Consider the following 12,759-nt stretch of genomic DNA (forward strand, 5'->3'; position numbering starts at 1 on the left):
TACAAATATATGCGAGACACCAAAGCCATTGATTAAAAAATAAACTGGAACGTTCCAATAAAGGTAGTATATTTGTGTAAATTAAGTTGCAAAAACGTTAAATGCGAAGCCAAAAACAAGCGATAGATCACGCGGTGAAATGAGAGTTTGTTAGGCGTTCATGGATGTAAGACAGGAAAGGAGGGCGCATGGCACTTTCCACGCAAAATCTACCTCAACAAATTCGCGAATTTAAGCGAGAACTGAAAGCACAGTGTCCCGATTACAAACGCCGATTTGATGACATATCTAAAGCAATGGAAACGGAAGTCGAACGGATTAAACGTGAAGAAAGTGAGGGCTCAGCTATCCCACAGTTTGCATTTTCTGATATTGCCGAGAATGGCTTTAATGACGAACAACGCAAGCGCGTTCACCAAGCGGGTTGCTGCATTATTCGCAACACCTTGCCTGCGGATGAAGTCACAGCACACAATGACGCCCTCTCCCGCTACATTATTGAAAACGGCTACTATGAACATGTTCCGACGGTTGAAGACAATTATTTCAGTCAGTTGAAATCCGACAAGCCGCAGATCTTTGGGATCTACTGGTCTGCTGCACAAATATGGGCCCGACAACACCCCAACATGGCCGTCGCTCGTCGTCATCTCAATCATTTATGGACATGGCAGGACAAGGGCAAAACCTTTTTCAATCCAGACTTGGAAGCCAGCTACGCGGATCGTGTCCGTCGGCGCGAACCGGGCGATGCCACGTTAGGTTTATCGCCGCATGTGGACTCCGGCTCCGTCGAACGTTGGATAGAACCCCACTATCGCGAGGTTTACCATGATATTTTTCTCGGTGACTGGCATCAATACAATGCGTTTTATGGTGCTAATCGCATTGAAGTGGAAGAGTTCCCGTCGCCCGCTGTATGCAGTGTGTTTCGCACCTTTCAAGGCTGGGTGGCGTTAACGCAGCAAGGTAAAGGTGATGGAACATTACGAATGGTGCCATCAACACTCGCCATTCCTTATATGCTCCTAAGAGCCATTCAAGATGATGTTCCCGAGGATGATCTATGCGGCGCTGCGCCTGGCCGCGCACTCACTGTTTTTCAACAGTGGCATCCGCTGTTATTTGAGGGCTTAGTGTCTATTCCAGTCGTGCGCCCCGGTGATACCGTGTGGTGGCACCCAGATACTATTCATGCCGTCGAAGATAAACACAATGGTGATGGCTATAGCAACGTCCTATTCATTGGTGCTGCGCCTGATTGCGAGAAAAATCGTCACTTTTTGGACAAACAGCGCCCAGCGTTTCTCCGTGGCGAAAGCTGCCCAGACTTTGCCCCTGAGCATCATGAACGCACTTATCAAGGAAGAGCATCGGAAGATGATTTAACTGAGTTAGGCAGGCGTCAGATGGGCTTTGACTAGCCAAAAAACCAAGCCATAAAAACAAAGAAAGCGCCAAGATTGGCGCTTTCTCAATGACATTATCAATGGATGTCCGCTTTGACTAGAACGGCCACCAGCTTCGGTTAGATTCAAGCTCTGAGCGACAACTCTGCAGCTGTCCACCATAGGTCTTCGCCTGACGCTCTACTTTACGAGCTACCTGCATCACCTTAGGTTTTGATTTATAAGTACCACGCTTAAAACCGCCACGGCCGTCGTGATACGCCAAGTACTGATTGTACGCATCCCATTTGGATATCCCCAACTGACGTTGCGTTTCGCTGGTGTACCATCCAATAAACTGCATGGCGTCGCCGTAGTCGGTTCGAGAGCCGCCATTGCTGGTGGCTTTTTGATAATCAGACCAAGCAGGATCTTGTGCTTGAGCATAACCATAAGCACTGCTGACGCGGCCCCATGGGATCACCCAGAGCACATAGTCTCTCGGTGGCAGCGCATCATGAATGTAGGAGCTTTCTTGTTTCATGAAAGCCATAGCGACGTGTATCGGCGTTCCCCATTCGTCTTCCATGTCCACCGCATCTTCATACCAACCATCATATTGACGGAAAATACTGCAAATGTTCTCGGGGCTTTTTGGCGGAGGATTAGCGCACCCTACCAAAACTAATGAGGTGAGAAGTAAAAGCCACTTGGGTGAAAAGCGCATAGTTGTCCTTGTCTCTCGAACCATCGACACGAAAAGTTATCCAGATGCCCAAGTAACCTCAAGATACTTGTTCAGCGAGAATGTGTTTAGGCATCCCAGATACAAAAACAGGCAGGAAGACCTGCCTGTTTTCTAGTGAAAACTGAGTCCATTAAAGCGACACACTATCACCAAAATATTCAGCCAGATACTGATCGAAGCTAATAGCGTCGCCTTGCTCCACATCTTGCTGTTTTTTCAGACTCGCCTGCGCTTCTTCACGAAATTGTGCTTCAGAGACAAGGTGATACTCGCCTTGCGCATACAACTCAGCGTTTTGTTTAGCAATCGCAAGCCCGACTGTACCGATGCTTTCTTGCTCGACAACATCACGAAGCAATCGCGCTGACAGCGTTTTATCTGGGTTGTCAAACCAGGTCACAAGCTCACGACATACCGCTTGGTATTTGTCCCCGCCATATGCCTTGTCCATGACTACCGCCAGTTTAGCCAGATCAGCAAAGACACGATGTCCCCACTCAACCTGAGTTAACTGTTCGCCATCACAACCAATTTGCAAAGTCAGGCCCGGCTTACGTCCTTCCATCACCACTTTGTTCCAGTTCTGGTGCCAGCATTGCAGCTCACAATCCGTCATCGGTTCAGAGTCAGTCATCACGCTCCAAGTAAGGAAAAGATCCAAGAAGTAAGCCTGATTCTCATCAATACCCGTTGGACTGAATGGGTTCACATCCAACGATCGCACTTCGATGTATTCCACACCGCCACGATCTAAAGCCTCTGATGGTTTTTCACCACTTTTGGCAACACGCTTAGGTCGAATTGGAGCATAAAGCTCGTTTTCAATTTGCAGCACATTGGCATTCAGTTGGCGATAGCCAGTGGCATCTTTCACACCAATTTTGGCAAAATCAGCAGATGGCGTTTGAATGGCGGTGCGTACCCCTTCAAGGTACTGCTCAAGGCTGTTAAAACCAATCTTCAATCCACTTTGCGCACTGTTGGTATAGCCTAAATCACTCAAACGCAATGATGTCGCATAAGGCAAATAATATGTGCCTTTACCCAACACTTTGAAATCTAGATTGGTGTTGGTTTGCTTGATAAACGACCCACACAACGCTGGGGACGCGCCAAACAAATACGGGATCATCCAGCCAAAGCGGTAGTAGTTTCGGATCAAACCGAAGTACGCATCTGACACCGACTCTTGACGCGCATAAGGCGTTTGTTCACCAAACTTCTGCTGCCAGAAACTGTCCGGGAATGAAAAATTGAAGTGCACGCCAGAGATAACCTGCATCACACTGCCGTAACGGTGCTTAAGGCCCTGACGGTACAACGTTTTCATTGTGCCAACATTCGATGTGCCGTACTGCGCCAGTGTGATGTCATCTTCATTGGCAACATAGCATGGCATTGAAAGCGGCCACAGAGATTCACCGCCTAACTCACGGTAGGTAAACCTATGAATGTCCTGCAACTGCGTCAGCATGTCAGAGACCGAGTACGTCACTGGGGTAATGAACTCCAGCAATTGTTCTGCAAAGTCGGTCGTGATCCACTGATGCGTTAACGCTGAGCCTAACGCTGTTGGGTGGGCGGCAGATGACAAAGTCCCTTCTGGTGTGATACGCAACGCTTCGCGTTCCACGCCTCGGCCAATGCCTTTAAGCGCTTCTGGATGTTCAGAAAACGCTGCCAACCTTTGAGAAAAACTATTCAAGGCTGTACTCGTTTATATTTTGTAAGCAGTAAGATGGCTAAGGATAATCACTCTCAACGCCAAAAGCCATCTCACTGTTTTTACGGTTAGTCTAACTACCTATAAATATCGCTCAATTCTCAATCACTAAACGTTTTACAGGTAATCCCAATGTGGCAAGTGAAGGCTCAAGCTTGCTGGCATCGCCAACAACAATGACCTGATAATCATCTGGGTTGAACCACTCACTGGCCAGTGTGTTTAATGTCTGTTTGTCTACATCATCGATGATTGCTTTCTGCGTTGCTTTGTAATCTGAAGGCAATTCATGGCGCATGATGTTGGCAATAAGACCGGCTTTATCGCCCGGCGTTTCATAACTCAGCGCATCTTTCTGCCCGACAGCAAGACGCAAAAACGCTAACTCTTCATCGGTTATGCCTTGTTCTGCCATGACTGACAGTTCGTTTTGCATTTCCTTAACGGTATCCAAGGTGGTGTCTGCACGCACTTGCGCTTGAAAAACAATACGCCCTTTGTCCTGATCGCCCAGCACATAACCGCTAGCACCGTAAGTGTAGCCTTTGTCTTCACGAAGATTGAGGTTCAAACGTGAGTTAAAATTACCGGCAAGATTAAAGTTCGCCAATTGCGTTTTAAACATTTCTCCCGTTGCATCGTAAGACATAGCGTGACGTACCATCTGCACCACACTTTGCGGCGCTCCGGGCTTATCTACTAGCCAAATTTGCGGCTTAGCATACTGTTTCAGTTCTGCTTTTGCAGGGCTGTTTGCCTCTCCCCCTTTCCAACGGCTCAATCCATTAATTTTCGAAAGAAGCGTCTGTTTGTCGATGTCACCAACGGCAATCAGTCGAGTGGTATCCGGCGTATAATTGTCAGCATAAAAGGCTTTCACATCATCCAGTGTCAGGCTGTTCAATGTGCCCAACGTACCTTCTGATGGCAACGCATGCCAAGGGTCTTGATACAAGACTTCACGGCGAGCCTGACTCGCCTGCCATTGTGGCGTTTGGTGGCTAAACTGAATACTTTCAAGTGCCTGCTTTTTAAGTCGATCAAAATCCGCCTGATCAAAACGAGGATTAAACAGCATGTCGCCTGCAATCATCAGGGTTTCTTTTAGATTTTTAGTCAAAGAGGACACACTTACCGTGGTGCCACGCCCCGATGCACTGATACTCACACTCGACCCTAGGCGATCCAACTGCGCGGCAATGGCTTCGCTCGTTTGATTCTGAGTGCCTTCGGCAATTAAATCCGCGGTTAGTGATGCGAGACCATTTTTCCCTTTAGGCTCCATTAAGGTGCCTGCTGGAAGAATGAGATGCATCGCCACCGTTGGCGTTTCATTCGATTCAGCGCCCGTAATTTGAATGCCATTGCCCAGCATCGAATGATAAAGCGTAGGCACATTCAAGGTGACCGATCCGGAAGGTCCAGGTATCACGCTGCGATCGAAAGTCTCTGGGGTTTGGCGGGCTTCAATCAACGCCGGATTGGTATCCTGGTCTTTTGCTTTCGCTCGTACGGCGTTGAAATTTTGAGGCACCGCTTCCAATGATGGTTTGCCTGTTGGAACCACAGAAACCGTGACTGACGGTTGCTGCCAAACAAACTGACTAAACGCACGTTCAACGTCTTTGGTGGTTACGTCACCCAGATCCGTGAGCCATTGCGATAATCTGTCCGGCTTTCCATAGAAGGTTTCGTTGGACGCCAACTGCGAGACTTTACCGTGAACACTTTGCAGACCAAACAAGGCACCCGCTTCAGCACTGCCTTTCACTTGAGCAAGATCATCTTGCTTGATGCCGCGCACTTTTAGTGAATCCAGCACCTTGAAAACGTCATCACGTACCTCGGTCAAATCTTGGCCTTGGTTGCCAAGCACATAAAGCTGAAATGTACAGGCAAGCTCTGCGCAATCTTGATAGGCGCTAGCACTGAGGACTTTGCCAGGTTTAACCAGCTCTTGATAAAGTAAACTGTTGCGCCCTTGTCCAAGCACGGATGCCAGCATATCCAGTGCAACCGTTGATTCTGCGTCGGGGTATTCCGTTGGCCAACTCATCACCAACATAGGTTGCTGGATCTTATCTTCAATCGTCACAAAACGATCGCTGTCGAGCGTGACAGGCCATGTGTCTGCTTTAACCGCATCAGGCCCACGCGGAATGTCACCAAAGTATTTGTCGACCCAAGCGAGGGTTTGTTCGACATCGATATCACCACCAATGGTAAGCGTTGCATTGTTAGGTCCATACCAACGTAGGAAGAAGGCTTTAAGATCGTTAACATCAACGCGATTAAGATCCTCTACGTAGCCAATCGTTGGCCAACTATAAGGATGAGTCGGTGGGTACAATGCAGCAGACAAGGTTTCCTGCACCAGTCCATAAGGGCGATTATCATAGTTTTGCGCCCGTTCATTTTTCACCGTATCGCGTTGAATCTCGAATTTACGTTGCGACACGGCTTCAAGCAAAAAGCCCATTCGATCGGACTCTAGCCACAGCATTTTTTCTAGCTCATTCGCCGGAACCGTTTCGTAGTAATTGGTGCGATCTCGGTTGGTCGTGCCATTCACACTGCCACCCGACTCAGTGACTAGTTTAAAATGCTGCTGATCGCCAACATTCTTGGAGCCTTGAAACATCATGTGCTCAAAGAAATGCGCAAAACCTGATTTACCCGGTTCTTCTCGTGCAGAACCGACATGATAAGTCACATCAACATGCACTAAAGGATCGGAGTTATCTGGATGGAGCAATACAGTCAATCCGTTATCGAGTTGATATTTCTGATAAGGGATTGCAGGAGTGCCCGGTTTGGCTTCGTGTTGTTCAATGAATGTAATCCCCGAAGGAAGCATCGTTTCTGGTGAAGCTGAATAAACACCACAACCTGACAGCGCAAGCGCCGCTGCCGTAAGGATAAAATAACGCACACACTATCCTTTCAAAAAAAAATTAGACAAACAGCAACCCTCGAGTCACAAGCGCGAGTATCAGATATCTGAGGGCTTTTCCTGCCGCAATCAATATCCAGCACCACCGTTGTTTCAGTCTCAACCAACCCGCAGCGAGACAAAGAGGGTCACCGATAATAGGAAGCCAGCTTAACAACAAGGTCCAATAACCATAGCGTTGCAGCCAAGCAATGGCTCTTTGACCTTGTTTTTGCTCAAGGGTTCGCGCTGGAAGGAAGCGCCCTATCCAATAATTGGTCATGCCGCCCAAAGTGTTGCCCAGCGTGGCGACGACAACCAAGACACTAAGGCTATAAGTGTTTTCTTTCAGAAGAAGGATCAGGTTCGCTTCTGAACCGCCGGGAAGTAAGGTCGCGCTGAGAAAACCGGTCGAAAATAATACCCACAGCGCGGAGTCTCCGCTAATCCAATCCAACATCGGTCACTCGTACATCGATTACATCCATGCCTGCTGCAGCCGCCGCATCAAAGCCAAACACGGCATCTTCAAACACGAGACATTTGCTTGGGGTCACGCTGAGAAGTTCTGCACAGCGCAGAAAGGTATCCGGTGACGGTTTATGCGCAGACACCTGATCAGCACCAACCACCACATCAAACAAGTGAAGTAGTTCGGCCTTTTTTAGCATACGCGTGGCAATGTCGGTCAACGTTCCGGTCCCTACCGCCATCGGTTTCTTTCCCGCATAACGACGAGCAACTTCCGTAAAAGGCAACATTTCCAGATGCGCTTCCATGACCTCTGCGAAACACTGCATTTTATGTGCAGCCAGCACACTCGGTTCTATATCCAGATGAAGCTGCTCCACCAAGGTGGTGGCAGTCAAAATAGTCGGACTTCCGCCGCGTGTGTGGTACCAGCTTTCCGATACCTCAAAGCCAAAGTCCGCCGCAGTTTTTTGCCATGCCGCATAATGACCCGGCATGGAGTCGAGCAAGGTGCCATCTAAATCAAAAATCAGGGCGTCATATTGGTCATAACGGCTCATTGCGGCATCTCCAATAAAATCTTGCCGCGCGTTCGACCTGATTGGATATCAATGTGCGCTTGCACGCCGTGCTCTAGCGGATAGGTTTTGGCGATTTCCACGTGTAACTCTCCTGCTGCGACTTTTGCCAAAAGGGCATCCATTTGCACAGGATTGGGCTTTACAAGCATACCTTGCGCTTCAATCCCTTTTGCCTTGGCAGCAGCAATAATGCGATCAGCGGTAATCGTGGGAACAGTAATCACTCGCCCACCTTGTTTCACACACGCTAACGCCGCTTCCCCTGCATCGCCGCCCATCAAATCAATCAACACATCAATGTCAGTGACCTGCGCATCAAGCGCGGATGCGCGATAATCCAATGCCTTAGCACCAAGCTGAGAAACAAACTCAAGGTTAGCGTCAGAACAAGAGGCATACACGGTTGCCCCCATCGTTTTAGCAAGCTGGATCGCAATATGTCCCACGCCGCCAGCACCTGCCAATATCAACACTGATTCACCTGCTTTTAAATCTGCAAGCTCCAAGGCTTGAAGTGCCGTTAGGCCGGCAACTGGCAGCGACGCGGCGTGTTGAAAGGATACGCTTTCAGGTATACGAGAAAGCGCATCGAGATTGGCGCAAAGATATTGGCCGTAACCACCACCTTCAACTATTCGCCCTGCAACACGATCACCAGCCTGATATTGACCCACGGCGTTAACCACCGTACCCGCCGCATCAAAACCAGGGACCCACGGGAGAGAGTCTTTGATTTTTTCAGCGCCCCAGCCAAGTCCTGCACGCGTTTTCGCATCAACCGGATTAACGCCCGCATAGGCGACGTTGACCAATACCTGATCCGTTGTCGGTTCAGGTATCTCCGTTTGTTGTAGTTTTAGAGTGTCGGGTTCACCAAACGCAGTGATTGCCAATTGAAGATTGTGAGACATGCCATCATCCTTTTTGCGCCATTAATACTTTTCAGTGTCATTAAAAAAGGCGGAAGACACAATGCCTTCCGCCTTTATTTCATCACGTTGACTTAGCCTATCACGCTAACTTAGCACATAAGCGTCGCTGAGCACTTACCCCACTAGGGCCAGTAACACGCCCGCAGCAACAGCGGAGCCTAATACGCCGGCAACGTTAGGTCCCATTGCATGCATCAGCAAGAAGTTATGCGGGTTAGCATCTAAGCCAACCTTATTCACCACTCGGGCCGCCATAGGCACTGCAGACACACCCGCAGCACCAATCAATGGATTGATGTTGTCTTTGCTGTATTTGTTCAGCAATTTCGCCATCAACACGCCAGCCGCAGTACCAATACTAAATGCGACCGCACCCAGTACCAGAATCCCTAAGGTTTCAACGTGAAGGAATTGCTCCGCTTGAAGCTTCGAACCAACGGAGAGACCCAAGAAGATGGTCACGATATTGATAAGCTCGTTTTGTGCAGTGTTTGACAGACGATCAACCACACCACACTCACGCATCAGATTACCTAAGCAGAACATACCGACCAACGGCGTTGCCGATGGCAAGAAGATAATCGCCATCACCAATACGGCGAGGGGGAATATGATCTTTTCGGTTTTAGAGACGTGGCGTAACTGCTTCATCTCGATTTTACGTTCATCTTCAGAGGTAAACAGCTTCATGATCGGTGGCTGAATAATCGGCACCAACGCCATGTAACTGTAGGCAGCAACCGCAATCGCTCCCAGCAGATCAGGAGAAAGCTTACTGGCGAGGAAGATAGCTGTCGGGCCATCAGCGCCACCGATAATCGCAATCGATGCAGCATCTGCCAACGAGAACTCCATACCCGGCACCAAGTTCAGCATAATGGCACCAAACAAGGTAGCGAAGATACCAAACTGCGCCGCCGCACCGAGCCACAGTGTGCGAGGGTTAGCAATCAACGCGCCAAAGTCTGTCATCGCACCGACACCCATAAAGATCAGGAGTGGCGCAATACCGGAGGCAATCGACACGTTATAAAACGTGTAAAGCGTCCCATCGGTAAACTTCGCTGCATGTGCCGCTTCATCAAGCTCAGTAATTTGATGCACGCTGGCACCATCAACCGCCACTCGAATCGCTTCAGGGTTCACATCTGAAATGCCTAGAATACGTGCAAACTCACCCAAAACATCAGGGTTGGCAGCGTAGATAGCGTTTTCCAATGCATTATTCGCCAAACCCACTTCGGGAATATTGGCAAGAATGGCACCAAAACCAATGGGTAATAGCAGTAAGGGTTCAAAACCTTTGCGGATAGCCAAAAATAATAGCAGGCACCCAACAAAAATCATCACCAACTGGCCAATCTGGAAATTGGCAAGACCCGTGCCTTGCCAGAGGATCAACAAACCTTCCATGTTTTCGTCTATCCTCTTACGCTAGGCTCATCAACGGTGAGCCGACAGTGACAGAATCACCCTCTTTCACCATGACGTCTTGGACAATCCCTGCACGTATTGCACGGATTTCAGTTTCCATTTTCATCGCTTCAAGAATGATCAATACATCCCCCTCTTGAACCTGATGCCCTTGCTTGGCGACAACTTTGAATATATTACCCGCCAATGGCGCAGCAACGGATTCTGCCGTGCCTGATGTTGGCGCTGGCGCAGATGCGACCTGTTGACCTGAAGCCGGCGCGACAGACGTTAGCTCGCCCTGAGGGCCAACAACCACATCATAGACCTGACCGTTTACTTGGACGCTGTAAGCTTCAGTACCACCAACAGATGGTGCAGCCGCCGGTGCCGTTGCTACAACATCTGGTTCAGTACCCGGAGCCGGTTCGAATGCATCAGGGTTGCCACGATTTTTCAGGAACTTCAGACCAACTTGTGGGAACAATGCATAAGTCAGCACGTCATCCACTTGTGATTCGGCTAGCAAAATACCCTCTTCTTTCGATTTGGCAATCAACTCGTCCGTCAACAGATGAAGTTCTGACTCCAGCAAATCCGCTGGGCGGCAAGTGATAGGCTGAGCGCCATCAAGCACACGAGCTTGTAGCTCAGCATTGACTTCAGATGGTGCTGCGCCGTATTCGCCTTTCAGTACACCCGCAGTTTCTTTGGTGATGCTTTTATAGCGTTCACCCGTCAGTACATTGATAACCGCTTGGGTGCCCACAATTTGTGACGTTGGCGTAACCAATGGGATATAACCCAGATCTTTGCGGATGCGCGGAATCTCTTCCAACACTTCGTCCATACGATCAGCTGCACCTTGCTCTTTCAACTGACCTTCCATGTTCGTCAGCATGCCACCAGGGACTTGAGCAATCAAAATGCGCGAATCAACACCTTTGAGCTGACCTTCGAACTTGGCGTATTTTTTACGCACTTCTCGGAAATAGGCCGCGATGGGTTCAATCGTATCAAGTTGCAAACCGGTGTCGCGCTCTGTGCCTTGCAGCATGGCAACCACGGTTTCGGTCGGAGTATGCCCGTAGGTTGAGCTCATCGAAGAGATAGCGGTGTCCAGAATATCCAGACCCGCTTCCACAGCCTTCACAGCGGTTGCTGTAGAGAGTCCAGTGGTTGCATGGCAGTGAAGCGCCAGTGGGATATCACAAGAGGCTTTTATGCGCTTGATAAGCTCTTCCGCTTCGTAAGGTCTGAGCAAACCCGCCATGTCTTTAATACACAGAGAGTGACAGCCGAGGTCCTCAAGACGTTTTGCTAGGTCGGTCCATGTATCTAGCGTGTGATGAGGGCTAGTCGTATAAGACAGCGTACCCTGCGCGTGTGCGCCAACATCGACGGCTGACTTAACGGCTCTTTCAAAGTTACGAACATCGTTCATTGCATCGAAAATACGGAAAACGTCCATACCGTTTGCATGTGAACGTTCAACAAATTTCTCCACCACGTCATCGGCATAATGTCGATAACCCAGTAGGTTTTGACCACGAAGCAACATCTGCATCGGTGTTTTTGGCATGGCTTTTTTCAGCTCACGCAGACGCACCCACGGATCTTCACCAAGAAAACGGATGCAGGAATCAAATGTTGCACCGCCCCACGTCTCCAAAGACCAGTAACCGACATCATCGAGCGCCGCAGCAATCGGTAACATGTCATCAAGACGCATACGCGTCGCAAAGAGAGACTGATGGGCATCGCGTAAAACGACATCTGTAATAGCGAGTGGCTTAGACATACGACATAACTCCTTGTAATTGTATGTTTCGCATCAGCTAACGCTGGCGACTACGATATTTATGCACCGCTGCAGAAATGGCAGCGATAGTGTCCCCAGAAATTTGACCGTTATTATTTTGATTAGGTGTCGTGGTCGAAGCGGCCTGAGGCGGCAGCTCTTCGGGGACAATACGTGACATCAAATTGACCAGAACGATCAAAATGGTGAGAAAGATAAAAACCACAGCCATGCCTGTAAACATGAGCGTAGCGGCTTGCTCGAGAGTGCTTCCCAAATCCATAGGTTTGTTCCTTCCTTTGAACCGATTGTCCTAAAACCAATCAGCAACAACCATTCTCTCAGATGTGAGTAACATTTTATTGAGAATTTACTTATTCAGTTAAGTAGTAGGTCAAAATACTAACAAATCACAATAATGACAATCCTGTAATACTGATCATTTCTGCCATTTTCGGCCTCTGACGCAATAAAAACGCACAAATGTTACCAAACTGTTAACCGGCATTGGTGCTATATGCCTTTGCTATGTTACTAAAAAAAATGGGATAAAAGAGAGTAATATCAGGAAATTAACGCAGGGTTTTGGAACAGATAAACGGTGTTTAGAGAGAAGTCACTGAAAGTGAAAAAAAACGGTATTCATTGAGGGAAGTTTGCTTTTTGAGATAATACAAAAATAGGCAGAAAAAATGAATTTAAATGCAGAAAGATGATGGTGCGCGTGGGAGGATTCGAACCTCCGACCGCCTGGTTCGTAGCCAGGTACT

General features: G+C 48.6%; 10 protein-coding genes. 1 reads left to right on the forward strand and 9 read right to left on the reverse strand.

What is annotated here, in order from left to right:
• Positions 1-188: 188 nt before the first annotated feature.
• Positions 189-1,424 carry a YbiU family protein gene (locus tag ACED36_RS20815; RefSeq protein ID WP_016958177.1) on the forward strand — a complete coding sequence of 412 codons (1,236 nt, stop codon included), beginning with the start codon at positions 189-191 and terminating at the stop codon, positions 1,422-1,424.
• A gap of 82 nt (positions 1,425-1,506) precedes the next feature.
• On the opposite strand, the gene ACED36_RS20820 is transcribed toward ACED36_RS20815, so the two are convergent.
• The 9 genes from ACED36_RS20820 to ACED36_RS20860 all read right to left on the reverse strand — a co-directional run bounded on the left by ACED36_RS20820 (position 1,507) and on the right by ACED36_RS20860 (position 12,272).
• Entirely contained in the window at positions 1,507-2,115 is a 609-nt protein-coding gene (locus tag ACED36_RS20820) for a hypothetical protein (RefSeq protein ID WP_016958178.1), read from the reverse strand.
• Positions 2,116-2,266: 151 nt separating this feature from the next.
• Positions 2,267-3,820 carry a glutamate--cysteine ligase gene (gene gshA / locus ACED36_RS20825; protein ID WP_026023840.1) on the reverse strand — a complete coding sequence of 518 codons (1,554 nt, stop codon included), beginning with the start codon at positions 3,818-3,820 and terminating at the stop codon, positions 2,267-2,269.
• A 133-nt stretch (positions 3,821-3,953) separates the two neighbouring features.
• Positions 3,954-6,791: a M16 family metallopeptidase gene (locus ACED36_RS20830; RefSeq protein ID WP_371733779.1), complete on the reverse strand. Its 2,838-nt coding sequence runs from the start codon at positions 6,789-6,791 to the stop codon at positions 3,954-3,956.
• A 22-nt stretch (positions 6,792-6,813) separates the two neighbouring features.
• A complete protein-coding gene (locus tag ACED36_RS20835; protein ID WP_017003227.1) occupies positions 6,814-7,251 on the reverse strand; it encodes a YqaA family protein in 438 nt (145 codons plus the stop codon).
• Entirely contained in the window at positions 7,235-7,822 is a 588-nt protein-coding gene (locus ACED36_RS20840) for a beta-phosphoglucomutase family hydrolase (RefSeq protein ID WP_017003228.1), read from the reverse strand. The genes ACED36_RS20835 and ACED36_RS20840 overlap by 17 nt, the downstream gene beginning before the upstream one ends.
• Positions 7,819-8,754 (reverse strand): NADP-dependent oxidoreductase, encoded by a 936-nt coding sequence (locus ACED36_RS20845; protein WP_016958183.1) that lies wholly within the window; start codon positions 8,752-8,754, stop codon positions 7,819-7,821. The genes ACED36_RS20840 and ACED36_RS20845 overlap by 4 nt, the downstream gene beginning before the upstream one ends.
• Positions 8,755-8,889: 135 nt before the next feature.
• A complete protein-coding gene (locus ACED36_RS20850; protein ID WP_016958184.1) occupies positions 8,890-10,188 on the reverse strand; it encodes a sodium ion-translocating decarboxylase subunit beta in 1,299 nt (432 codons plus the stop codon).
• 16 nt (positions 10,189-10,204) lie between these two features.
• Positions 10,205-11,989, reverse strand: a complete 1,785-nt coding sequence (gene oadA / locus ACED36_RS20855) for a sodium-extruding oxaloacetate decarboxylase subunit alpha (RefSeq protein ID WP_016958185.1) — start codon at positions 11,987-11,989, stop codon at positions 10,205-10,207.
• A 37-nt stretch (positions 11,990-12,026) separates the two neighbouring features.
• Entirely contained in the window at positions 12,027-12,272 is a 246-nt protein-coding gene (locus ACED36_RS20860) for an oxaloacetate decarboxylase subunit gamma (RefSeq protein ID WP_016958186.1), read from the reverse strand.
• Positions 12,273-12,759 lie beyond the last annotated feature (487 nt).

It is taken from the genome of Enterovibrio sp. FF113, from assembly GCF_041439165.1.
In the GTDB taxonomy this organism is placed as follows: domain Bacteria; phylum Pseudomonadota; class Gammaproteobacteria; order Enterobacterales; family Vibrionaceae; genus Enterovibrio; species Enterovibrio norvegicus_A.